Origin of the sequence: Flavobacterium sp. UBA5153, assembly GCA_002413745.1 — a bacterium.
Taxonomy (GTDB): domain Bacteria; phylum Bacteroidota; class Bacteroidia; order Flavobacteriales; family Flavobacteriaceae; genus Flavobacterium.
Genome location: DHXP01000070.1, coordinates 36,681 through 61,676, shown reverse-complemented (window position 1 = coordinate 61,676; position 24,996 = coordinate 36,681). Strand labels below are relative to the sequence as shown.

Here is a 24,996-nt window from a genome sequence, read left to right as displayed (position 1 = left end):
TATATCATGGAATTACAATGGCAAATAAAGTCTTTTGAGGATCTTTCGACTCACGAATTATATGACATACTCAGATTAAGAAGTGCCATTTTTGTGGTGGAACAAAACTGTGTTTATCTCGATCTTGATGGGAAAGACAAATTGGCATTGCATCTTTTTGGCACATTCGACGGCAAAATTGTAGCTTATTCCAGGCTTTTCAAAGCCGGTATTTCCTTTGACAATTCATCAATTGGCAGAGTCACCGTCGATGCAAACTATCGTGACAGAAAATGGGGTCACGACCTGATGCGAGAAGCAATTGCCGGAATTAAAAGTCATTTTGGCGAAAGCAAAATCACCATTGGCGCACAATTGTATCTAAAAAAATTCTACGAAAGCCACGGATTTATCCAAACCAGCGAGATGTATCTGGAAGATGATATTCCGCATATTGAGATGAAAAAAGAGCAGTTATAATTTTATTGCAATTTTCATCACATTTTCAAAATAGATTTATATTCTGGACTGTTGTTCAAAACGTTCACGGCTTTTTTGATTTCGGAATTATTTCGTAGGTAATATTGATACAACCCTTCTTGATATTGGTAGCGTTTTATGATTTCGTCAACAATTAAATTTTTGATTTCTATTTTATTTTTATCCAATAAATTGTCTTCACTTTTTTGAAGAGCGGTCAGCAATTGTTGGTATTCCGGGTTAATGCTTTCGTCTATTTTTTCTTTTTTGGCCACAGCCAAAGTGTTTTTCAAAGCGAGTTCCGTTTCGGTGTTGAAAGAGAATTTCTGGGCTTTTAAAAACTGTTTGAAATCGAGGAAATCGGCATCTGAAAATGTTGGAATTTGGTCGCCTAAATTTGGATTTTTGTAATAATAATTGGTAACGTAATTAAAGATTCCGTCGTTTTTCACCAAAGCCTCCGTTATTGGGTTCGACTTGGTTTCCTCGAGTTCTATGTCTGGCTGAATGCCTCCGCCATCATAAACGGTTCTTCCTTTTCGGGTTTTGAAAGCGTTATAATTTTTAGCTTCGGTTTTCGTGGCAATTCCGTTTTTGTCTTTGTGGGTATAATCCAAAGCTTGAATACATCTTCCGGAAGGTGTGTAATAGCGAGAAATGGTAACTTTTAACTGAGTTCCATAAGTTAAATCTACCGGTCTTTGTACCAATCCTTTTCCAAAACTTCGGCTGCCAATTATCACGGCACGATCTAAATCCTGCAAGGCTCCAGAAACAATTTCCGATGCCGAAGCGCTTCTTCCATTGACAAGAATAACCAGAGGAATATCGGTATCTACGGGATTTTTGGATGTTTTATAGGTGTTGTTGTGTTCCTCTATTTTTGATTTTGTGGTTACGATTGTTTCATTTTTTGGAACGAATAAATTGCAAATATTAACCGCTTCGTTCAAAAGACCTCCTGGATTTCCTCTTAAATCCAGAATAATTCTATCGGCACCTTCTCTTTTTAGTTGTTCCAATGCTTCCTTGGTTTCAAGCGACGCTTTGTTGTTGAAACGCGACAAAACGATATAGCCGGTTTTAGCGTCTATTTTTCCAAAAAACGGAACCGATTTGATTTCGACTTCGTCAAGAACGATTTGGGTAGCCATTGTTTTGCCCTGACGAATGTATTTAATGTCAACTTTGGTGTTCTTGGCTCCTCTCAAGAGTTGTGAAGCATCATCTTTGAAATCCGATATTCTCACGTCGCCTATTTGAATAATCTCGTCACCGGCTTTAAGTCCGGCTTTGTCAGCTGGAAAATTTTTATACGGTTCCCGAATGATTAATTTATCCTCTTTTCGAGTAATTAAGGCGCCAATTCCGGTGTATTCACCCGTGTTGTTAATTTTGAATTTTATTACATCTTGTTCGTTGAAATAAACCGTGTAGGGGTCAAGACTGGCCAGCATTCCCTTAATGGCTTTGTCCATTAACTCGCCTGGATTTGTCTCGTCGACATAGTTCATGTTCAGCTCCTTGAAAAGCGTAGTGAATATTTCTATTTGCTTGGCGATTTCAAAAAAATTGTCTTTGAAACTAACGCCTACAAACAAAAATGCCGAAGCGACAACTGGGATTATATATTTTTTTTTAAAAAAGGGAGTCATTTTTAAATCGTTTTTTTCTTAAATCGTTTTCTAATAAAATAGGCCGATGCCACCAACATAATTAGGAAAGGCCAAATGCTTAATAACCCTATGAAAAAACTTGAAAATCCATTAAATCCAGATGTTATTGCATTCCAAATTTTTGTTCCATAAGAGACTCTAACTCCGCTTTTTTCGGCGACGGTTTTATAAAATTCAATTGTAATTGTGCTCATTGAAACTCGACTTTGCATATATCGTAATTGCCCTTCTTTTGCATCAATTTCTTCGCGAATAACAGAAATTTGCTTTTCGATTTCCAACATTTCGGTAACTTTGTTTGCCTTCTTCAAAAGTTCAAGGTAACGAGATTCGAGCACTTTTTTTGCTTTTAATCGAGCATCAATATCAATGTATTCTTCGGTTACATCTTGTGACGAAATTTCTTTGTTGTCGAAATAGGCAACACCTTTTGAAATATCGCTTAAAAACAGATCGAAGTTTTTGCTAGGAATGCGGACAATTAGTCTTCTAAAAACCGATTCATCATCTTTTCCTTCGGTGTCGTTTTGAACTATAGCTTTGTGGTTTTTTACAGCCGTTATGATTTGCTTGTAAGTAGAATCTAAATTATTGGTTTCAAACTTTATGTCACCGGTTTTAATGATTTTTTGTTCGATTATTGAATTTTTGGAATCAGCCTCTAGGGTAACTTCCTCTGCTTTTGCAACAACAGGTTTAACAAATTTTACTTGGTCAACAATTGTATCGGCCGCAACAGCTTCTTCAGCTTTTTTACAACTTGAAAAGGATAAAAGTAACATCAAAAACAAGAATACGGTTTTCATAAGTGTTTGAATTTAGAGTTAAAACTACAAAAAAGAATTTAGATTATCATCTATCAAAATTGAAGTCTTTTTTTTAAAATAAAGAGATTAGAGAAAAATAAGAAGTCGCTATTCTTCTTTTTTTATTTGAAGCAGGAATTTTTCAAATAATTGAATCGTTTTGGTATTGATTTCTTCGTAAGACAAACGCTCTTTCGTTTGATAAAAAAACATAAAAGCATACGGTGTGTCAAGATTGTCAATGAGCAAATACTTGTTCAATCGATAAGTTTCGCGAAGGACACGCTTGAAATAATTTCGGTCCACGGCATTCTTGAAATATTTTTTGGATACCGAAACGCCCATTTTTAATTTTTGTACTGAACCTTCCGGAATGCCATAATCACTTTCCACATAAACCAGTCTCAAAGGATATTTTGACACGGATTTACCTTTGGAAAAAAGCAAATCGATCGTGATTTTACTTTTTAGCTTTTCGTTTTTTGGATAAGTGAAGTTCATTTTAGTATAAAAAATAACAAAGATTTTCGAAGGCAAAGGTACAATTAAACCCTAAATGGCATTATTGTTTGGGATTAAAATCCCGCTAAAAATATATTTCATATTTTTGTAGCTTAAAATTTTCAAGATGCAAAAACTAATTTCGTATCCTATATCCATTATTTATTATTTGTGCTTCGGACTTGTTTTGGTTATTTTTCATCCAATTCAGTGGGTTTGTTTGAACGTTTTTGGGTATCAAGCCCATAAAGTAAGCGTTGATTATATGAACTTTTTTTTATTGCGATGCACGAATCTATTGGGAACCACTTATACTTTTGAAAACAGGGAATTAATTCCAGAAAATGTTCCTTTGATTTTTGTGTCCAATCATCAAAGTTTGTATGATATTGTTACCATGATTTGGTATTTGCGACGATTTCATCCAAAATTTGTAAGTAAAATAGAACTTGGCAAAGGAATTCCTAGCGTGTCCTATAATTTACGTCACGGGGGCTCGGTTCTTATCGATAGAAAAGACCCCAAACAAGCCATTCCTGCAATCAGGGGATTGGCTGAATATATCGAAAAACACACCCGCTCGGCAGTAATTTTTCCGGAAGGGACACGAAGTAAAACGGGCCACCCAAAAGAATTTGCAAAAAGTGGGCTGAAAATCTTATGTAAATATGCACCATCGGCCCATGTTGTACCGATAAGTATCAATAATTCATGGAAAATGGTTAGATTTGGTTTTTTTCCACTTGGTTTGGGAAATCATCTTACCTTTACCGTTCATAAATCACTTGCAGTAAGTGAATATAGTTTTGCCGAAATAATGGAAAAAACAGAAAAAGTAGTAGTTCAGGGAATAAAAAATTAAAATCGATTTTAAGTATTTGAGAGAAATCCTAAATCCTAAATCCTAAATCCTAAATTAATAATGTCTATAAAAAATATTCGATTAGAAGTAATGCAACTTTTAGAAAAAAATGTTAACGGTTATGTTGACCAATATCTAATTCCGGTTGAAAAAATTTGGCAACCATCTGATTTTTTGCCCAATTCGGAAAGCGATACTTTTTTTGAAGAAGTTAAAGAATTGCGTGAAATAGCTAAAGATTTGCCTTATGATTTTTGGGTTGCCATGGTGGGCGACACCATTACCGAAGAAGCTTTACCCACTTATGAATCTTGGTTAATAGAAGTCGAAGGCGTAGATAATCTCGAAAGAAATGGATGGGCAAAGTGGGTTCGCCAATGGACTGGAGAAGAAAACCGACACGGTGATTTGCTCAATAAATATCTTTATTTATCTGGGCGTGTAAATATGCGCGAAATCGAAATGACGACTCAGCACCTTATCAATGATGGATTTGACATAGGAACCGGCAGAGACCCATATAAAAACTTTGTGTACACCAGTTTCCAGGAATTAGCGACTTATGTTTCCCATAATAGGGTTTCCCAATTGGCCAAAAGCTATGGGGACAATAAACTGTCAAAAATGTGCAAAATGATTGCTGGCGATGAAATGCGCCATCACCATGCTTACAGCGAGTTTGTAAATCAGATTTTCAAATTAGATCCAAGCGAAATGATGTTGGCATTTCAATATATGATGAAACAAAAAATCGTCATGCCGGCACATTTCTTGAGAGAATCTGGCCAAAAAATAAGTTCCGCTTTCGAACATTTTTCAGATTCAGCACAGCGAATTGGGGTGTATACCGCAAGTGATTATGTTGACATCATGCAAAAACTAATCGAAAAATGGCAAATCGACAAGATTACCGGTTTGACAGATGAAGCAGAAAGAGCCAGGGATTATTTAATGAAATTACCAGCAAGAATGGCGAGAATTTCAGAGAGAATGGTGATTCCAGAAGAATCATTTGTTTTTAAATGGGTCGAACCTGCTAGATTGTAGATTTTAGAATGCAGATTTCAGATTGGTTGGAATAGTCGATTTGAGATTAACTTTTTTTGAAATTGATTTAAAATATTGAATTGCTGATTTTTGAATTTAATCTTTAAAAATCAGCATTTTTTTTCATATCATTGAATTATGAGCAACGAAAATATAATCAACAAAACGATTCTTTTTGTAAAACAAAAACTAGAAAATGCCGAAGGCGGACACGACTGGTTTCACATAGAAAGAGTTTTTAAAAACGCGGTGTCAATTGCCGATAACGAAGTTTGTGATGTTACCGTCGTGAAATTAGGCGCTTTGCTTCACGATATCGCCGACAGTAAATTTCACAGTGGAGACGAAACAGTTGGCCCTAAAATAGCCCGTGAATTTCTTGAAAGTGAAAATATTGATGAAGCCACAATTCAGCACGTAATTAATATTATTGAAAACATTTCATTCAAGGGCGGAAATATTCCAAAGCAATTTTCGTCAAAAGAGTTAGATATTGTTCAGGATGCCGATCGATTGGATGCCATGGGTGCCATTGGAATCGCACGAACATTCAATTATGGAGGTTTCAAAAACAGGCCTTTGTACAACCCGAAAATTGCTCCAAATCTACGAATGGGCAAGGAAGAATATAAAAACAGCGAAGCACCAACCATCAACCATTTCTACGAAAAACTATTGCTTTTAAAGGACAAAATGAATACCGAAACCGGGAAACAAATTGCCCAAGAAAGACATCAATTTATGATGACTTTCCTTTCTCAATTTTATGCCGAATGGGACGGGGAATTGTAGTAGAGACGCACTGCAGTGCGTCTCTACCTATGTGCGTCTCCCTATGTGCGTCACTACAAAAATTAGATTTATAATCCTTTCTCCTTCATTTCTATAATTACATCCGAAGCATTTTTGAAAGTGGGAGCTTGTTCTATGATGCTTCCCACCCGTTTTTTATTGAGTTTGAAGGTGATATCATTCTCGGTGGTAAACAAAAGTGCCGTTAAAAAGGGGTTATTCATATAGGGAGCCAACACAAAAAAAGCCTCGTCCAAAGTATGGAAACTCTCGATCTCTTCTGTTTTATAGCGCGCCGTCAGAGAAAGCTTAAAACCCTCTTCTGACAAAACGGGACGCACATATATATTCTTCAGTTCGGTGTCGCCAATGGTTTTAGCCAAAGTCAATTTGGCGTAGGTTTTATTTTCGATGCTTTCTTTTACTTTTTCCCAAAATTGGGCAAATACAGGTTGGAAGGACATAAGTTAAAAATTTTGATGGATTATTTTCCGAAATGAGTTTCCAAAAATACAATTTTTTAGTCTGCAAACTGCCAATGAACACTGCCAACATTCTTATTTCCCTTCAAACGCTGCTTTCCTCTTTTCTAAAAAAGCCGTCGTTCCTTCCTTGAAATCTTCGGTGGCAAAGCATTCGCCAAAAGCGTTGATTTCCACATCAAATCCATTTACGCCAGACACAAAATTAGCATTTACGGCTTCGATGGCTTTGGCAATGGCGACGAGAGAATTTTTCATAATTCTGACGGCAATCGTCATATAAGTTGAATATAAATCGGCTTGTGGCACCACGTGATTGACTAATCCGTAAGTTTTTGCAGTTTCGGCATCAATCATTCCCGCGGTCATGATCATTTCCATTGCACGTCCTTTGCCAATAAGTTGCGGCAAGCGTTGTGTTCCTCCGTAACCGGGAATGATGCCAAGTGAAGTTTCCGGCAAGCCCATTTTGGCATTGTCAGAAGCGATTCTAAAATGACAAGCCATAGCCAATTCCAGTCCACCACCAAGGGCAAAACCATTAATGGCCGCTATTACCGGCTTTTTTAAATTTTCAATAAAATCGAATAAAATGAGTTGTCCTTGTGCAGCTAATTGTGAACCTTCCTCAGCCGAGAAATGGGCAAATTCCGAAATATCGGCGCCGGCCACAAAAGCTTTTTTTCCACTTCCGGTTATAATAATCACTCGCACATCGGGGTTTTCGTCCACCAATTTTAAAGTTTCGTGCAACTCTTGAATCGTGGCTCGGTTTAAAGCATTTAATTTTTCTGGGCGATTGATAAAAATGGTAGCAATCCCTTTTTCGTGTTCCAGTATTATATTTTCCAATGCCATAATTTTTTAGATTTATTTGTTTATAATTGGTAAAGAAACCATAAAAGTCGTTCCTTTTCCCTTTTGTGATTCAAATGTAATTGTTCCGTTGTAATTTTCGATTATGTTTTTGATGATGCCAAGACCTAATCCCATTCCGCTGGTTTTTGTGGTAAATTTGGGCTCAAAAATCCGATTGGAATCTTCACTTGCTATTCCAATTCCGTTGTCTGCAACAGTGATTAAAACTTTGTTGAATTTCTTTTTTATTGTAACAAATATTGCTTTGTTTTCCTGTTGCTCCGGAATGGATTGAATGGCGTTTTTGACCAAATTTGTAATGATTCTGATGAGTTGCGTTCTGTCAATTTTCGAAATAATCTCGTCTTCTTCCGCTTCAAAATGGATGTATTCTTCATTGAAAATATCCAAAGTCAACTCCACAACATCAACGACATTAAGGGTTTCATTTTGTTGGGCCGGCATCGATGCAAAATTTGAAAATGCCGAAGCAACTGAATTCATCGTGTCGATTTGCTGTATCAAGGTTTCGGAATAATCATTGATTTTTTGTTTCAGGTTGGGGTCGTTAGGGTCGAATTTTCTCTGAAAACTTTGCACAGTCAGTCGCATTGGTGTCAGCGGATTTTTGATTTCGTGTGCCACTTGTTTTGCCATTTCCCGCCAGGCTTCTTCGCGCTCGCTTTGGGCCAATTTCAGGGCGCTTTCTTCCAATTCATCGACCATTGCGTTATATGCTTTTATCAAAAGATTGATTTCTTTGCTACTGGCTTCGAGAACAATTTTCTCGTTTTTCTGGTTCAAACTTGTTTCGCTCAATTTGTCGGAAATCGTCTTCAATGATTTTGTGATATAGGACGATAGAAAATAAGCAACGGCAAAAGCCACCAAGAGCATAAAAGTGTAAACCTGCGCCAATCGAACCAAGAAATTTTGCAATTCCGTTTGATAATAACTGTCGTCTTCCACATAGGGCAAATTCAAGATTCCCAGCGGCTTGAACTTGTCGTCTTTTATCAAACTGTACGAAGAACGATTCTTTTTTCCGTCGATGGTTTTAATGTCAACGTATCGTTTTTCGATGGATGATTGAACGAGTTTTATGATGTATTTTGGAATTGGCGGAGCAACGGCATCAATGGAAAATTTGGATTTCGAAGATTTCAAAAGCTTTCCATCCAAGCTATAAATATTGATTTCAAGATTGTGAATATCCGATAATTCGTGAATTTTATCTTTAAAAATCAACGAAAGATTATTTGGAGTAAGCGGATAGGTGGTGTTCGAAAGCACATAATTGATGTTCTCCTTTATGGCGTCTTCCTTGCGTTCCAGTCGTTCTTGATGGTATTCCTTGGCCTCATTTTTGAATTGAATAACAGAAATTGTGGCCATTAATACCGAGGCCACAATAATCAACACGATCATCGAAAGGAAAATCCTGATTTGTAAGGAAAGCATCGATATCTTGAAGCCTTTTAGCATTTACGATTGATTTTTTTCTCGAATTCTTTTATAAAACTTGAAACCCAGCATAATCAAAACCGAAAACAACATAATGCCAACAACGCCATACATCCAGTTGACGGCATTTTTCAGAATGACCAAAAACACTACGGCAAACAATATGATTGTGGCACCTTCGTTCCACAACCGCATATAATTTGTCGAGTATTTTACTTCGTCGTTTTGCAATTCCTTGAATATTCGATGGCATTTATAATGGTACAAATACAGCGCAAAAACAAAGCCAAGTTTTACGTGCATCCAAGGCATTTGCAACCAAGCATTTCCCACGGCTGTAAAAAACAACATCCAAAAAGCAAAAATACTCGCCAAAACTGCCGACGGCCAAGTGATAATATACCACAAACGATAGGTCATTATTTTGTATTGTTTTTGCAGAATTTCCTTTTCGGGCGAAGGTTTGTCGTTGGCTTCAATTTGGTAAACAAACAAGCGAACAATATAAAAAAGTCCGGCAAACCAAGTGATGACAAAGATGAGGTGAAGGGATTTCAGGTAGTTGTAGTAGTCCATAGAATTATTGTTTTGCCCATTCCGTAATCCAATTTCCCACAACCCCACACCATTCGTCATCATCATTCATACAAGGAATCGCCAAGAAATTCTCGCCGCCGTGTTCCTTGAATTGATGATTGGCTTCCATTGCGATTTCTTCCAATGTTTCTAAGCAATCAGCCACAAAAGCAGGCGTCACGACCGCCAAGTTCCGTATTCCTTTTTCGGGCATTTTATTCACTTCGACATCCGTGTAAGGTTCCAGCCACTTGTCGCCTGCCAAACGCGATTGAAAAGTCTGGCTGTATTTTCCTTCGGGGATTCCAAGTAGTTTTACAACTTGTTTCGTAGTTTCATAACATTGATGACGGTAACAAAATTCGTGTGCCGGCGAAGGCGTGTTGCAACAAGAACCGTCGATTTTACAGTGCGATTTAGTCACGTCGGTTTTGCGAATATGACGTTCTGGGAGTCCGTGATAAGAAAACAAAAGATGGTCATAATCGTAACCTTCCAGATGTTTTTTGATGGAATTTGCCAATGCTTTGATGTAATCTGGCTTGTTATAAAATGCAGGAACAAGCGTGAACTTCATTTCGGGGAAATACTTTTTTCTCAATTCTTCGGCCAATTCTATAACCGTAGTTGTTGACGACATCGCGTGATGCGGATATAACGGAAACAACAAAACTTCAGTCACGCCTTGGTCTGCCAATTCCTGTAATCCGGATAAAATGGAAGGATTTCCATAACGCATCGCTAATGAAACGGGAATGTTAACCAGTTTTCGTACCTTTTCGTGCATTTTTTTTGATAATACCACAAGCGGCGAACCTTCTTCCCACCATATTTTTTTGTAGGCTCCAGCTGATTTTTCTGGCCTTTTTCTTAAAATGATACCGCGAACTAACAATGCCCGTAATAGAAACGGAACGTCTATTACGTATTTATCCATCAAAAATTCGTCTAAATAGGTTTTAACATCTTTTGGTGTTGGACTTTCCGGCGAACCTAAATTTACTAATAATACTCCTTTCATACTTTATTTTTTTGTCATTCTGAAGAATCTCTAAATTTCATTTGGGTTAAAAGTAACTAAACTTTTTTTTACATATTTGGATTAATGGCCATCAAATATTTCTTCGGAGTTGTTCCAAATTTCTTTTTGAAAGCAGCAATAAAGTGGCTTCCCGTGCTGTAGCCAATTTTCAAACCCACTTCATTCACGTTATACGAACCGCTGTCCAATAATTTTCGGGCAGAATCCATTTTGTAATCAAACAGGAAACCATAAACGGTGTCGCCGTAAATTTGTTTGAAACCCATTTTTAGTTTCTTTAAAGTAAGTCCAATTTCATCGGCCAATTCTTGTAAACTTGGTGGTTCAGCCATATTGGCAATGATGATTTCTTTGGCTTTTTTTATTTTTAAAACATTTTCTTCGTCAATCAAAAACGGACATTGTTCCGCATTTGGATCTTCGGTGCGATTGAAATACAAGCTTAACAATTCGTATCCTTTTCCTTTGTAATACAAATTTTTTATCGACGGATGCAAGTTGTAATGAAACAATTGGCTCAAAACAATCGCCATCGATGGGCTAATATCTCCTTCTTTATAATATTTTTTATCCTTGTTGTCGTCACTCAAAAAAGTGATGTAATTGGCCTCGGAAGAAAATAAATTATGGAATTTTTTTATAGAAATAATGACCGAAATAACCCAAGAATTCGGCTCTATTTCTAGGTTTAACGGCAGTTCTTTTTGTGGATTGTAAAGCAACAACGACTTCTCCTCTTTTAGATCCAAGGCGTAATTTCCTTGGTTAAAAATAAATTTTGCTTTTCCTTTTAATCCAAAGTGAAATTGGATCAACCCGCTTTTAACTTCACGCTGGGTATAATACACTTCATCACTGTCGTTTTCGAAACGAAGTAGGGTAAAGTCATCTTCAATTGTTATAATATCTCGAGAACTCATTGCGACATTTTTTATTAGTAGGTATGATAATTATCAGGTTTTTGTTTATAAGAAATTAATACTTTTGTTTTTGAAAAGCCTAATTTCATTACAAAAATAGTATTTTTTACAAGAAAAATTATATTTATCAACAAAAAATCATTCAGCGATACAAAAAGTACTTTTAGCGTTACTTTAATAGAAACCTTAGTTATAAATTTGTCAAGCATATCAGAAAAAGATTATATATGGAAAATCTGAATTTATCAAAACACAAAACTTTCTACTCCATTGGTTTGAGTTACAAGAAAGCGGATGCCGAAGTTAGAGGAAAATTCAGTTTGGATGCCAAAGCAAAAACAACTGCATTGCTTCAAGCCAAAGAAAGTGGATTAGAAAGTTTAATCATAACCTCTACCTGCAACCGCACCGAAATATATGGATATGCAGAACATCCTTTCCAGTTAATCAAATTGATTTGCGAAAACAGTAATGGTACCGTTGAAGAATTCCAGAAAGTGGGATTTGTTTATAAAAACCAAGAAGCCATCAATCATTTGTTTCGTGTAGGAACAGGTTTAGACAGTCAAATTCTTGGCGATTTCGAAATTATTGGCCAAATAAAAACCAGTTTCGAAGAGTCGAGATCATTAGGTTTAATCAATGCTTTTTTAGATAGATTGATCAATACCGTTATTCAAACCAGCAAAAGAATAAAAAATGAAACCGAAATTAGCTCTGGAGCAACTTCTGTTTCTTTTGCCGCGGTTCAATACATAATGAAAAGTGTTGAGGACATTGGCAACAAAAACATCCTGCTTTTTGGAACAGGGGAAATAGGTCGAAACACCTGTGAAAACCTGGTAAAACACACCAAAAACGAAAAAATTACCTTAATAAACCGAACTAAAAGTACCGCCGAAATATTGGCTGGAAAACTCGACTTGGTTGTAAAAGATTATTCTGATTTGCATCAGGAATTACAAAAGGCCGACGTTTTGGTCGTGGCAACTGGAGCGCATAACCCAACAATCGACAAAGCCATCCTGAACCTGAAAAAACCAATCTTGATTTTGGATTTGTCCATTCCAAAAAATGTGCACGAAAATGTCAAAGATTTAAAAGAGGTAACTTTAATCCACATGGATCATTTGTCACAAATGACCGATGACACGCTTGAAAGAAGAAAACAACATATTCCCGCCGCCGAAGCCATTATTGAGGATATGAAATTAGAATTGAATATCTGGATGAATGGCAGAAAATTTGCGCCTACAATTCACGCATTGAAAGCAAAATTGACCGATATTGCGGCCGGCGAATTGACTTTCCAACGTAAAAAATTATCCAATTTCGACGAAGAACAAGCCGAACTAATCAGCTCCAGAATCATCCAAAAAATCACCAATCATTTCGCCAATCACTTAAAAGACGAAAATACTTCGGTTGATGAAAGCATCGATTTTATTGAAAAAGTATTCCAAATCGGCCTTTCAACTCCAAAAAAAGAAATCTCAATCGTCGAAGAAAAATACAAAATTACCCTATCATAGTAAAAATCTAAACAAACCTTATCCCGATAGCTATCGGGACTTTACGGTTTATAAAAAAGAAAAGGTTTAATGGATTCAAAAAAAACAATTCGAATTGGGACTCGCGACAGCGAATTAGCACTTTGGCAAGCCCACACAGTCCAAAAAAAATTAAACGATTTAGGCTATAAAACTGAAATTATTGCCGTAAAATCACAAGGTGATATCCTACTTGATAAACCACTTTACGAACTCGGAATCACAGGAATTTTTACTAAAACGCTCGATATCGCAATGATAAACGGTCAAGTTGACATTGCGGTGCATTCGATGAAAGATGTGCCAACGGCTTTGCCAATTGGGATTATTCAGGCTGCGGTCCTCGAAAGAGCCAATACTTTGGATATTTTGGTTCACAAAGGAAACCTCGATTTTCTACAAGGAAACGGAACCATCGCCACCGGAAGTTTGCGTCGTCAAGCGCAATGGTTGCACAAATACCCCAATCATAAAGTAGTCGATTTACGCGGAAACGTGAATACGCGAATGCAAAAGCTGAACGAAAGCGATTGGAGTGGAGCTGTTTTTGCCGCTGCCGGACTCGAACGAATCAACTTAAAACCCACGGATTTTATCGATTTAGATTGGATGATTCCCGCACCAGCTCAAGGCGCGATGGTAATTGTCGCTATGGCAAATGATGAATTTTGTAAAGAAGCAGTTGCCCAACTTAATGACCTTGAAACCGATATTTGCACCTATATAGAAAGACAATTTCTAAAAACTTTAGAAGGCGGTTGTACGGCACCAATTGGTGCACTTGCAAGATTTAACGAAGATTTAATCGAATTTAAAGGAGTGCTTTTTTCAATAGACGGAAAACAAAAATTCGAAGTCGAAAAGTCAGTTTCAATTGGGGAATGGAAGAAATTAGGATATACCTTGGCCAAAGAAATTTTGGATAATGGCGGTGCCGAATTGATGAAAGTAATTAAGGAAACTTTGAAAAAATAATGCAAAATTCCATTAATATTCTATCCACAAAAATACTTTTGAGCAATCAGAAGCAAGCCTTATAAGAGGTTAATTTATTTGAGACTAAATAATAGTTATGACCCAGTTGAACAAAGACATTTTACCAGAAGCTTACAACGAATTTCTTTCGGATGTGGCTACTGCTGTCCAACAACATCGGGTACAAGCCATTCAATCGGTGCAAACTATTTCGAACCAACTCTATTGGAACATAGGAGAATTGATTATAAAAAAGCAATTGGAATTTGGTTGGGGAAAATCGGTTATTTTATTATTGAGCAGAGATTTGCCACAGTTAATTGGAGAAGGAGTGAGTTGGTCTCCCCGAAATCTTCAGTTTATGAAGCAATTGGTTGCCGAGTATTCAAATGTGAACCAAGTTGGTTCATATTTAGAAAACACAAATGTGAAACAGCCTGTTTCACATTTGGAATACGTGAAAAAATTGGTTTTAAATACACCTTGGAGGCATAATATTTTAATACTTCAAAAGGTAAAAGAGCCTAAGGCCAGGGTTTTTTATTTAGAACAAACTATCAAAAATAAATACAGTAGTTCTGTACTTTTGCATCAAATTAAGGCAAATGCTTACGAACATTTTACAACAAAACCATCACAGCATAATTTTGCAAAAGCATTGCCCAAACATTTTCAGGAGCAGGCAAGAGAAAGCATAAAAAGTGTTTATAGTCTTGATTTTCTAGATATCAATAAACCTGTTGCTGAAAGAGATTTAGAAAATACAATGGTCGAAAACGTAAAGCGACTGATGCTGGAATTGGGTTACGGTTTTTGTTTTATTGGCAACCAATACCGACTTTCATTAGGAGATAAAGATTATTATATCGATTTGCTTTTTTATCATAGAATTTTAAAATGTTTGGTGGCTGTCGAATTGAAAGTAGTTGAATTTGAGCCTGAATTTGTTGGAAAACTTGATTTTTATTTGCAATTAATGGACGAACAATTGAAACAGTTGGACGACCAACCCAGTATTGGAATTTTATTGGTTCCAGATAAAAATCATTTAGAAGTAGAATATACCTTGCGAAATGCCAATAAACCAATAGGAGTAGCCGAATATATTTTGAGTAAACAATTGCCAAAAGAGTTAATCGGGAAATTACCAACATCAGAACAATTTCAAAGCATCTTGATTACTGAAACAAAACCAAAGAATAAAAAATGAGTACAATCAGCATTTTATCCACAAAAATACTTTTGAGTCATCAAAAGCAAGCCTTATTAAATGCTGGTTTTTCAGTTACCGAAGCCAATTTCATCAAAACCGAAAACTCGGATTTTGACTTAAAAGGAATCAACGAAAATTTAATTTTCACCAGTCAAAATGCTGCTCAAAGCGTATTGCTACATCCAAAATGGGAAGAATTAAAAACGAAAAATGTTTTTTGTGTTGGTTTGAAAACAAAAGCATTGTTGGAAGAAAACGGTTTTAACGTTGTTGTCTATGTTGATTACGCTTCTGACTTGGCAGAAATCATCACTTTGATTTATGCTAGTGAAAGTTATACCTTTTTCAGCGGTAATTTGCGAAAAGAGACTTTGCCAAAAGCCTTGAAAACAGCCAAAGTCAATTTTAATGAAATTCAAGTATATGAAACGACTTTAACGCCACAAAAGATAAAAACCGCAGCGGATGGAATTCTGTTTTTTAGTCCGTCAGCCGTGGAAAGTTTTTTGAAGGAAAACAAAATAAAAAACGAAATTTGCTTTTGCATTGGCAACACAACCGCCGAAGCTTTGGAAAATAATAAAGTAAAAAATGTAATAATCGCTCAACAGCCTTCGGTTGAAGAGGTGATTGAAGATGTAATCGAAGAATATAAATAAAAAACTTTGCGCCTTTGTGGCAAAAAAACAAGAAATTATGATAAAGAACGACCTATTTTTAAAAGCATTAAGAGGAGAAACAGTAGAACGTCCACCCGTTTGGATGATGCGTCAAGCCGGAAGATTTTTGCCTGAATTCCGTGCAATGCGTGATAAATATGATTTTTTTACCCGTTGTGAAACCCCAGAATTAGCTGCCGAAATCACCGTGATGCCAATTCGCAGTATTGGACCGGATGTTGCCATTTTGTTTTCGGATATTTTGGTTGTTCCAAGAGCGATGGGAATTCACGTGGAATTGAAAGACAATTTGGGGCCCATTATCCCAAATCCAATTCGTACGATGGAACAAGTAAATCAGGTTTATGTTCCTAACATTCAAGAAACGTTGGGCTATGTGATGGATGCCATAAAATTGACCAAAGAAATGCTGAACGATGCCGTGCCGTTAATTGGTTTTGCCGGTTCACCTTGGACTATTTTCTGTTATGCAGTGGAAGGAAAAGGGTCGAAAAGTTTTGACACCGCCAAAGGATTTTGTTTCTCAAACCCGGTTGCTGCGCACACATTATTGCAAAAAATCACTGATACGACCATTTTATATTTAAAAGAAAAAGTAAAAGCAGGTTGTGATGCCATTCAGATTTTCGACTCTTGGGGCGGAATGCTTTCGCCAGTGGATTATCAGGAATTCTCTTGGAAATACATCAACCAAATCGTAGAAGCTTTGGCCGACGAAACCCAAGTGATTGTTTTCGGAAAAGGATGTTGGTTTGCACTTGGCGAAATGGGAAAAAGTAGAGCTTCAGCATTGGGAGTAGATTGGACTTGTACGCCAAGAAATGCACGATATTTGTCAGGTGGAAACATCACTTTGCAAGGAAATTTCGATCCGTCAAGATTGCTTTCGCCAATTCCTGTCATCAAGAAAATGGTTCACGAAATGATTGACGAATTCGGAAAAGACAAATATATCGCCAATTTAGGTCACGGAATTTTACCAAATATTCCTGTAGATCACGCCAAAGCATTTATTGATGCAGTGAAAGAGTATAGGCAAAAGTAGGTAGTTTTCAGGCAACTGGACTAAATTCAGCTTTACAAAATGTACCGAGCCGATGGCTCTCATGCGTTCGTAAAAGTTCCGTAGGAACGGCGTATATTGTAGCAACGGATTTTAATCCGTTGGCGTAGGAACGGCGTATATTGTAGCAACGGATTTTAATCCGTTGGCGTAGGAACGATATGTTTTGTGTCAACGTATTCAATCCATTGGATAATAAATAATTAAATAATGTTAAACAAAGGATTACGCGATCAGGAAAGTATCCGAATAGATAATATTCTGAGAATGTTACATTCTTTGGTTTTGCCTAAATTTTGGGATGTTGAAGACACAAGTCTTCTTGAAAACATTTTGAAAGATCTAGGTTTAAACATTCAAAGTCTGGTTGATATTTCTGAAAAAGATTTGATTACTCATCTTTTGCGATGCCATTTAGATTGGAATCAGTTAGAGCAATTTGCCGATTTTTTGATAAAAAGTTCGAGAGATAATCCGTTTGATTTTTCCCAAAAAGCCATTTCCATTTACGATTATATTCAAAAGGAAAGCAAGACTTTTTCGTTTGAAATATTTAATAAAATAGCTGCTGCAAAAGCAAATTTATAATGAAGAATAAATTTTACCAATACATACAAAACCTCCAAGACCAAATCTGCAAAGGAATAGAAGATGCAGATGGCACAACAAAATTCCGTGAGGATATTTGGGAACGCCCGGAAGGCGGAGGCGGACGAACACGCGTGATAGAAAACGGGGCAGTTTTCGAAAAAGGCGGTGTTAATATTTCGGCAGTTCACGGGAAATTACCGGACAGTATGCAGAAATTATTCAACGTGGGCGAAGCCGATTTTTTTGCCTGCGGATTGAGTTTGGTTTTGCATCCAAAAAGCCCAATGGTACCAACGGTTCACGCTAATTGGCGCTATTTTGAAATGTATGACCCTTCGACTTCGCTCAGGACAGGCTCACGGAAAGTGATTCAGCAATGGTTTGGTGGCGGGCAAGATCTAACGCCTTATTATTTGTTTGAGGAAGATGCAAAACATTTTCATCAAACTTGTAAAACCGCTTGCGACAAACACAATCCAGATTTTTATCCAAAATATAAAAAACAATGTGATGCTTATTTTTGGAACGCACATCGCAATGAAGCACGAGGAATTGGCGGTTTGTTTTTCGATTATTGCAAAGCAAATGACGATATGTCAATGGAAAACTGGTTTAACTTTGTAACCGAAGTAGGCAACAGTTTCCTCGAAGCTTACGTTCCAATTGTGGAGAAAAGAAAAAATTTGCTATATTCGGAAGCTAATAAAACTTGGCAGGAAATCCGTCGTGGTCGTTATGTCGAATTCAATTTGGTGCACGACAAAGGCACCTTGTTTGGCTTAAAAACCAATGGCAGAATTGAAAGCATTTTGATGAGTTTGCCGCCACACGTTCAGTGGGTTTATGACCATCATCCTGAAAAAGGAAGCGAAGAAGAAAAATTAGTAGAAGTATTAGAGAATCCAAGAAATTGGATAGCCCCCTAACCCCCGAAGGGGGAACAGAAAGTGAAATAAATAAAGTATAACTATAAAAAAACCGTCTCCACAAATTCCCCCTTTGGGGGTTAGGGGGCCAATTATTATGTTCCCATTAAACCGAAATCGCCGTTTAAGAACCAACGAATCCATTCGTTCCCTAGTTCGTGAAACCTCATTAAGCCCAACCGATTTTATGCTCCCGATGTTTGTTGCTGAAGGAAAGGACGTGAAAATCCCCATTGCATCGATGCCAGGAATTTACCGTCATTCCTTGGATAACACCATTAAGGAAGTCAAAGAAGCTTGGGATTTGGGGATAAAAGCTGTCAATATTTACGTAAAAGTGAGCGAAAGCCTGAAAGACAATGCAGGTGTCGAGGCTTGGAACAAAAACGGATTGATGCAGCAAACCATTCGCGCTATCAAAGACGCCGTTCCTGAAATGATTGTGATGCCCGACGTAGCCTTGGATCCATATTCTATTTATGGTCACGACGGAATTATTAAAAACCTGCCTGCCGGCAGGCAAGGCGGACAAGTAGTCAACGATGCCACAATCGAGGCTTTAACGTTGATGAGTTTGAGTCACGCCGAAGCCGGTGCCGATTTTGTCGCGCCAAGCGATATGATGGACGGTCGCGTGCTTGCCATTCGCAAAGCTTTGGAAGAAAACGGTCATCACAATGTGGGAATTATGAGTTACAGCGCCAAATATGCTTCGGCATTTTACGGCCCATTTCGGGATGCTTTAGATTCTGCTCCAGTAGATTTAAACAATGTTCCTAAAGACAAAAAAACCTACCAAATGGATTATGCCAATCGCATCGAAGCCATTCGCGAAACATTGGATGATGTTGCCGAAGGAGCCGATATTGTGATGGTAAAACCAGGAATGGCATACCTTGACATCGTTCGCGAAGTGAAAAATGCCGTTCACGTTCCAGTGGCGGTGTACCAAGTTTCCGGCGAATACGCGATGGTAAAAGCCGCTGCCGAAAGAGGCTGGTTGGATCACGACCAAATTATGATTGAACAATTATTTTGCATCAAAAGAGCCGGAGCCAATATTATTTCTACCTATTTTGCCAAGGAAGCTGCAAGACTTTTGAATAAATAAATATGAAAAAAGTTATATTTTTATTCTCCGTTTTAGTTCTAATTTGCTTCGCCAGTTCGCTAACGCTTGTGTCCTGTAAAAAAGAGAACCAAGAATCCTTTGGCAAACCCGAAGCCACAACTGAAGTTCAAAAACCCGAAGATTTAGGAAAGGAAATTTTTCTAGGAAAAGGAGCTTGCATCGCTTGTCACAAGCCAGATGTAAAACTCGTGGGGCCAAGTTTGCAAGACATTGCCAAAATCTACAAAGACAAAAACGGCGATATGGTTACCTTCTTTAAAGGCGAAGGCGAGCCACTTGTTGACCCAACACAATTCGAAATTATGAAACCTAATTTTGCCGTAACTAAAACTTTTTCTGATGAAGAATTAAAAGCCTTGGAAGCTTATGTATATTCGAATTTAAAGTAAATTTTATACTGAGATTATCAAAGTCGGGAACTTCTTCCCGCTGTACGTTATATCTTTTATGCCGAACACCGGCATAAAAGGTAATTGTGAAAACAATACGATCATCAGGGCTAAAAAAGAAAAACCATTTCAATCGAGATGGTTTTTTGTTTTTATTAAATCAGTATATTTGAATTTCAAATAAAACCGGAATAAAATGATGAAATTCAAAACAACCAGCTTTTTTATTTTTTTAATGAGCTTATCTCTGCAAGCACAGCACTCCATTATCCCCGCTCCCGTGAGCTACGTTATACAAAAAGGGAGTTTTGTTTTAAACCAAAACACAAAAGTCTATTTGGTAAACAGCAATCCTGAATTACGTCAAATTACCAATTTGCATTTCAGTTCTTTTTTGAAAAAAGGTTTGGCAATATCTCAAAAAAAACCAGACAGCAACACAAAATATATAACCATTGAATTAAACAAAACGCTCGATGAAACTCTTGGAAAAGAAGGGTACACTTTAGATGTGAGCGAAAAAGCAGTTGTGTTAAAAGCCAATACCGTGTCAGGATTATTTTATGCCCTACAAACTTTCGACCAATTACTGCCTTTAGAAGCACTATCCAGCAGAAATATTGCAATTCCTGCTTGTAAAATCAAAGATTACCCACGTTTCGGTTGGCGAGGTTTAATGCTCGACGTGAGTAGACATTTTTTCACAACAAACGAAGTAAAAGAATACATTGATTGGATGTCTAAATACAAATTCAATGTCCTGCATTGGCATCTCACAGACGACAACGGCTGGAGAATCGAAATTAAAGCCTTGCCAAAACTTACCGAAATAGGAGCTTGGCGAGTGGAAAGATTTGGCTCGTTTGGCGAAAGAGAAGCTCCTAATCAAGAAGAGAAAACACCATATGGAGGATTTTATACCCAAGACGAGATCAAGGATATTATAAAATATGCTGCGGAGAGACAAATTTCGATTTTACCCGAAATTGATGTGCCAGGACACAGTATGGCATTGCTGGCGGCCTATCCTGAATTGTCTACCAAAAAAGAGCCCAAAATGGTTAACCCAGGTTCTAATTTTTCCGAATGGCATGGTGACGGAACTTTTACCATGAAGATTGAAAATTCTTTAAATCCATCAGACGAAAAAGTCTATGCAATACTCGACACCATATTTGGCGAAATAGCTTCTTTATTTCCAGGACAATACATTCACGTAGGCGGAGACGAATGCTACCATGGTTATTGGGAGAAAGATGCCAATTGCCAAGCATTGATGAAAAGAGAAAATTTAAAGGATTCCAAAGAACTGCAAAGTTATTTCATAAAAAAAATAGAGAAAATTATCACCTCCAAAGGAAAAAAAATGATTGGCTGGGACGAGATTTTAGACGGTGGTTTGGCAGATGGAGTTGCAGTAATGAGTTGGAGAGGAATAGAAGGCGGGATAAAGGCTGCTAAAATGGGACACGAAGTGGTTATGTCGCCAAATACGTATACTTATCTTGATTACATCCAAGGAGATAATTCAGTTGAGGTGCCTGTTTATGCAAGTTTGACATTGAAAAAAACGTACGAGTTTGAGCCAGCGCCCGATGGTATTGATCCAAAATATGTTTTGGGAGGCCAAGCGAACCTATGGACAGAGAAAGTGCCTACGATACAACATGCGTTCTATATGACTTATCCAAGAGCTTTTGCCACCATAGAATCTGTTTGGAGCCCATCGAAAAACAAAAATTGGGACAATTTTTCGTCCAGAGTAGAAAAACATTTCAAGAGATTCGACACCCTTGAAAAACCCATCTGCAAGGCAGTTTATGATCCAATTGTCAAGACGAAAATGGATGGTGAAAAAATGATATGTACCCTATCGAACGAATTGTCCAATGTCGACATATATTACACTATAGACGGTTCTTTCCCTGCAAAATATTCGCCAAAATACACCAGTCCTTTTGAAATTCCAAAAGGGGAAATCACATTTCGTGTGGTGGCCTATCGAAATGGCGTGCAAATAGGAAGAATGCTGACACTTAGTCGAGAAATGCTCAAAAATAGAGCAGGAAAATAATTTTTGAAAATGGAAACCGCTTACTTCAAAACGCCTTTAGGAATCGCTAAAATAATGGGCGATGAAAACGGCATTTCGGTAATTTCAGTTTTAGATGAAGGAACCATTTCTCCAATAATTCCAGCTATTTTACAAGAATCCGTTTCCCAACTTGACGACTATTTCGAAGGAAAAAGAAATGATTTTACCTTCAAATTAAATCCTGTCGGAACCGAATTCCAGCAAAAAGTTTGGAAAGGATTACTCGAAATTCCTTTCGGGAAAACTGTTAGTTATATGGAATTGTCCAAGAAATTGGGTGATGTCAAAGCGATTCGCGCCGTGGCTTCGGCCAATGGAAAAAACCCCGCTTTGGATTGTGGTTCCTTGTCACAGAGTCATTGGAACCGATGGTTCGCTTACCGGTTATGCCGGAGGATTGTGGCGCAAAAAATGGTTGTTGGAACACGAAAACCCGTCTGATCAGCAAAGTTTGTTTTAAAAGGGTTGCCACGAATTACACGAATTATCACGAATTTTTTTATATTCGTATACAATTACTTTCAATTTACACAGACCAACATTGAATTTGTGAAAATTTGTGTAATTCGCGGCAAAAAAATAATTTATTATGATAGAAAAAATCAACCTCAATAATATTCTTTTTCTAGACATTGAAACCGTTCCGGAAGTAGCCGATTTCAACACATTGGACGATGAAACGAAAGACCTTTGGGAACACAAAACCCAATACCAGCGCAAAGATGAATATACCCCGGAGGACTTTTATGACCGAGCCGGAATTTGGGCTGAGTTCGGCAAAATTGTCTGTATTTCCGTGGGCTATTTTACCATCAAAGGTGACATTCGGAATTTTAGGGTAACATCCTTTTTTGGAGACGAAAAGAAAATCTTGCACGATTTCATCAATCTTTTAAACAACCATTTCAATCAACCGCAGCACGTTTTGTGTGGTCATAACGCCAAGGAATTCGACATTCCGTTTATTGCCCGCAGAATGATAATCAACCAAATTGCCATTCCCAACAAACTCAATTTGTTTGGTAAAAAACCTTGGGAAATCCCACATTTAGACACTTTGGAATTATGGAAATTTGGTGATTATAAGCACTACACTTCCTTGAAATTAATGTGTAAAGTTCTCGGGATTCCATCACCAAAAGGAGATATCGACGGTAGCCAAGTAGGTCACGTTTTCTATGTCGAAAAAGACATCGACCGCATTGTGACTTATTGTGAAAAAGACACCATTGCCGTGGCGCAAATTTTCTTGCGTTTACGAAGAGAAGATTTGTTGATAGAAGAGGAGATTATTCACGTTTAAGATTTCAATTATTGTCATTGCAATTGATAATTGCAATTGCCATTGATTTATTACATTTACAGAAATTATAGATTATGGTATTGAGTAGATTTTGGTTGGCCATCTTCATTTCGTCGATTGCTTTTATTGTAGTGAGTTTATTTATTGGGAACAGTTATACCATCGATTTTGTATTGAATGGTAAGAAAGATGATCCTATTTTAATATCCGAAAAATACATACACCAATTGCCTGCTTTTATAAAAGACAGCATTGCCAATGCGCCAGATAAAACGATGGTAATCAACAATGTCACTACAAATCCAGATACGACTTATGTGTATTCCGCTAAAACAGTCAAAATCTATAGTGGTGTTCAGAAATCGGATGGACTTTTACCAACTTGCAAGAACACCGTTTTGGATTTAATTATTCCGTTAATTGCTTATTTGGCTTTCTTTTGCGGATTGATGGAGCTGCTAATTATTTCTGGTGCAGCCGAAAAATTAGCCAAAGCACTCAGTCCCGTTTTTGTAAAAGTGTTTCCAAGTGTTCCCAAAAACCACGAATCAATTTCCTATATGACCTTGAATTTTGCAGCCAACTTTTTAGGATTGGATTCAGCTGCAACTCCATTTGGATTAAAAGCGATGGAAAGCTTGCAAACCCTTAATCCCGATAAAGACAAGGCGAGCGATGCTCAAATTATGTTTCTGTGTTTGCACGCAGCTGGTTTAACTTTAATTCCAACTTCTATCATTGGTTATCGTGCTGCCGAAAATGCCGCGAATCCAGCCGATGTGATGTTGCCTTGTATCATCACTTCGTTTATTGGTACAATTGCAGCCTTTTTGATTGTTGGAATCAGACAAAAAGTAAATTTCAAAAGTGCGACTTTAGTGGTTGGTTTGATGACTGTTATTGCTGCGATTGTAGGATTGTTAATGTATGTGAATCAGTTGGATTTAATAGGTAAAAACTTTTTTACGGCCAACCTTTCCGGGTTGATGTTAGTCGCTATTATTGGGTTTACATTGGTGTTTTCGTTTATTCACGAGAAAAAATTCGTCAACCAAGAAACGACTATTTTTGACACTTTTGTAACTGGAGCCAACAATGGATTGAAAACAGGAATTACCATTTTTCCTTATGTTTTAGCAATGTTGGTAGCTATTTCACTATTTAGAAATAGTGGTTTATTTGAAATTATCAGCAATTGGCTGTCTTTTGTTTTCTCTCATTTGGGTGTAAATAAAGAAATTACCGATGCCTTACCTGTGGCGATGCTTAGACCTTTTAGTTCAGGTGGTTCTCGAGGATTTATGATTGATTCGATGCGTACTTTTGGTGTTGATTCTTTTACCGGAAGGCTAAGTTCTATTTTTCAATGTAGTGCCGAGACTACGTTTTATGTTATCGCCGTCTATTTTGGATCTGTTAAAATTAAAAGCACTCGTTACACTTTGAGTACCATGCTTTTGGTAGATTTAGTTTGCGTGATTACGGCTATTTTTGTGGCGAGCTGGTTTTTTTAAATCAACTCGTAATGAAAAAATGTTTTGTGTACAACGGATTAAAATCCGTTACTACAAAATGCTCCGAGCCGATGGCTCTG

25 protein-coding genes and 1 pseudogene are annotated in these 24,996 nt (G+C 37.3%); 17 read left to right on the top strand and 9 right to left on the bottom strand.

Features of this window, described 5'->3' with window-relative positions; all coding sequences use genetic code 11:
• Positions 1–6 precede the first annotated feature (6 nt).
• Positions 7–459, top strand: a complete 453-nt coding sequence (locus B2145_RS14240; RefSeq protein WP_291103568.1) for a GNAT family N-acetyltransferase — start codon at positions 7–9, stop codon at positions 457–459.
• Between the two features lie 17 nt (positions 460–476).
• Here B2145_RS14240 and B2145_RS14235 read toward each other — a convergent pair whose 3' ends face one another.
• The 3 genes from B2145_RS14235 to rnpA all read right to left on the bottom strand — a co-directional run bounded on the left by B2145_RS14235 (position 477) and on the right by rnpA (position 3,442).
• On the bottom strand, positions 477–2,114 hold the full coding sequence (locus B2145_RS14235) for a S41 family peptidase (protein WP_291103565.1): 1,638 nt from the start codon (positions 2,112–2,114) through the stop codon (positions 477–479).
• Positions 2,115–2,116: 2 nt separating this feature from the next.
• Entirely contained in the window at positions 2,117–2,941 is an 825-nt protein-coding gene (locus B2145_RS14230; protein ID WP_291103563.1) for a DUF4349 domain-containing protein, read from the bottom strand.
• A 108-nt stretch (positions 2,942–3,049) separates the two neighbouring features.
• Positions 3,050–3,442 (bottom strand): ribonuclease P protein component, encoded by a 393-nt coding sequence (rnpA, locus tag B2145_RS14225; protein ID WP_291103561.1) that lies wholly within the window; start codon positions 3,440–3,442, stop codon positions 3,050–3,052.
• A gap of 127 nt (positions 3,443–3,569) precedes the next feature.
• Here rnpA and B2145_RS14220 point away from each other — a divergent pair, with 127 nt between their 5' ends.
• From B2145_RS14220 to B2145_RS14210, 3 genes are all read left to right on the top strand, one after another.
• Positions 3,570–4,304: a lysophospholipid acyltransferase family protein gene (locus B2145_RS14220; RefSeq protein WP_291103558.1), complete on the top strand. Its 735-nt coding sequence runs from the start codon at positions 3,570–3,572 to the stop codon at positions 4,302–4,304.
• Positions 4,305–4,364: 60 nt separating this feature from the next.
• Complete coding sequence (locus B2145_RS14215) at positions 4,365–5,351, top strand: acyl-ACP desaturase (protein ID WP_291103555.1); 987 nt, start codon at positions 4,365–4,367, stop codon at positions 5,349–5,351.
• Between the two features lie 138 nt (positions 5,352–5,489).
• Positions 5,490–6,143, top strand: a complete 654-nt coding sequence (locus tag B2145_RS14210) for an HD domain-containing protein (protein WP_291103552.1) — start codon at positions 5,490–5,492, stop codon at positions 6,141–6,143.
• A 68-nt stretch (positions 6,144–6,211) separates the two neighbouring features.
• Here the strand turns inward: B2145_RS14210 and B2145_RS14205 are convergent, their stop codons facing one another.
• The 6 genes from B2145_RS14205 to B2145_RS14180 all read right to left on the bottom strand — a co-directional run bounded on the left by B2145_RS14205 (position 6,212) and on the right by B2145_RS14180 (position 11,485).
• Positions 6,212–6,607, bottom strand: a complete 396-nt coding sequence (locus tag B2145_RS14205; RefSeq protein ID WP_291103549.1) for a hypothetical protein — start codon at positions 6,605–6,607, stop codon at positions 6,212–6,214.
• A gap of 93 nt (positions 6,608–6,700) precedes the next feature.
• Complete coding sequence (locus B2145_RS14200) at positions 6,701–7,483, bottom strand: enoyl-CoA hydratase/isomerase family protein (protein ID WP_291103546.1); 783 nt, start codon at positions 7,481–7,483, stop codon at positions 6,701–6,703.
• Positions 7,484–7,495: 12 nt separating this feature from the next.
• Positions 7,496–8,968, bottom strand: coding sequence for a sensor histidine kinase (locus tag B2145_RS14195; protein ID WP_414654610.1), 1,473 nt, complete (start codon positions 8,966–8,968; stop codon positions 7,496–7,498).
• Positions 8,969–9,523 (bottom strand): CopD family protein, encoded by a 555-nt coding sequence (locus B2145_RS14190; protein ID WP_291103543.1) that lies wholly within the window; start codon positions 9,521–9,523, stop codon positions 8,969–8,971.
• A gap of 4 nt (positions 9,524–9,527) precedes the next feature.
• Positions 9,528–10,544: a ferrochelatase gene (gene hemH / locus B2145_RS14185; RefSeq protein WP_291103541.1), complete on the bottom strand. Its 1,017-nt coding sequence runs from the start codon at positions 10,542–10,544 to the stop codon at positions 9,528–9,530.
• Positions 10,545–10,612: 68 nt separating this feature from the next.
• Positions 10,613–11,485, bottom strand: coding sequence for an AraC family transcriptional regulator (locus B2145_RS14180; protein WP_291103538.1), 873 nt, complete (start codon positions 11,483–11,485; stop codon positions 10,613–10,615).
• Between the two features lie 227 nt (positions 11,486–11,712).
• On the opposite strand from B2145_RS14180, the gene hemA reads away from it, so the two are divergent.
• The 13 genes and pseudogenes from hemA to B2145_RS14110 all read left to right on the top strand — a co-directional run bounded on the left by hemA (position 11,713) and on the right by B2145_RS14110 (position 24,916).
• Positions 11,713–13,017, top strand: a complete 1,305-nt coding sequence (gene hemA / locus B2145_RS14175; RefSeq protein ID WP_291103535.1) for a glutamyl-tRNA reductase — start codon at positions 11,713–11,715, stop codon at positions 13,015–13,017.
• Positions 13,018–13,086: 69 nt separating this feature from the next.
• Complete coding sequence (gene hemC / locus B2145_RS14170) at positions 13,087–14,010, top strand: hydroxymethylbilane synthase (RefSeq protein ID WP_291103532.1); 924 nt, start codon at positions 13,087–13,089, stop codon at positions 14,008–14,010.
• 97 nt (positions 14,011–14,107) lie between these two features.
• On the top strand, positions 14,108–15,220 hold the full coding sequence (locus tag B2145_RS14165) for a PDDEXK nuclease domain-containing protein (RefSeq protein WP_291103529.1): 1,113 nt from the start codon (positions 14,108–14,110) through the stop codon (positions 15,218–15,220).
• The gene (locus tag B2145_RS14160; protein ID WP_291103526.1) at positions 15,217–15,882 is read left to right on the top strand and encodes a uroporphyrinogen-III synthase; all 666 of its coding nucleotides are present in this window, start codon (positions 15,217–15,219) and stop codon (positions 15,880–15,882) included. Before B2145_RS14165 ends, B2145_RS14160 begins: the two co-directional genes overlap by 4 nt.
• 37 nt (positions 15,883–15,919) lie before the next feature.
• A complete protein-coding gene (gene hemE, locus B2145_RS14155; RefSeq protein ID WP_291103523.1) occupies positions 15,920–16,948 on the top strand; it encodes a uroporphyrinogen decarboxylase in 1,029 nt (342 codons plus the stop codon).
• A gap of 228 nt (positions 16,949–17,176) precedes the next feature.
• Entirely contained in the window at positions 17,177–17,554 is a 378-nt protein-coding gene (locus B2145_RS14150; protein ID WP_291103520.1) for a hypothetical protein, read from the top strand.
• Complete coding sequence (gene hemF, locus B2145_RS14145) at positions 17,554–18,483, top strand: oxygen-dependent coproporphyrinogen oxidase (protein WP_291103518.1); 930 nt, start codon at positions 17,554–17,556, stop codon at positions 18,481–18,483. Before B2145_RS14150 ends, hemF begins: the two co-directional genes overlap by 1 nt.
• A 97-nt stretch (positions 18,484–18,580) precedes the next feature.
• Complete coding sequence (gene hemB, locus B2145_RS14140) at positions 18,581–19,594, top strand: porphobilinogen synthase (RefSeq protein WP_291103515.1); 1,014 nt, start codon at positions 18,581–18,583, stop codon at positions 19,592–19,594.
• A gap of 2 nt (positions 19,595–19,596) precedes the next feature.
• Positions 19,597–20,004: a c-type cytochrome gene (locus B2145_RS14135; RefSeq protein ID WP_291103513.1), complete on the top strand. Its 408-nt coding sequence runs from the start codon at positions 19,597–19,599 to the stop codon at positions 20,002–20,004.
• A gap of 196 nt (positions 20,005–20,200) precedes the next feature.
• On the top strand, positions 20,201–22,078 hold the full coding sequence (locus B2145_RS14130) for a beta-N-acetylhexosaminidase (protein ID WP_291103510.1): 1,878 nt from the start codon (positions 20,201–20,203) through the stop codon (positions 22,076–22,078).
• 9 nt (positions 22,079–22,087) lie between these two features.
• Positions 22,088–22,559: pseudogene (locus tag B2145_RS14125) on the top strand (methylated-DNA--[protein]-cysteine S-methyltransferase).
• A 129-nt stretch (positions 22,560–22,688) separates the two neighbouring features.
• Positions 22,689–23,402, top strand: coding sequence for a 3'-5' exonuclease (locus tag B2145_RS14115; protein ID WP_291103504.1), 714 nt, complete (start codon positions 22,689–22,691; stop codon positions 23,400–23,402).
• Positions 23,403–23,476: 74 nt separating this feature from the next.
• On the top strand, positions 23,477–24,916 hold the full coding sequence (locus tag B2145_RS14110) for a nucleoside recognition domain-containing protein (RefSeq protein ID WP_291103500.1): 1,440 nt from the start codon (positions 23,477–23,479) through the stop codon (positions 24,914–24,916).
• The last annotated feature ends 80 nt before the right edge of the window (positions 24,917–24,996 follow it).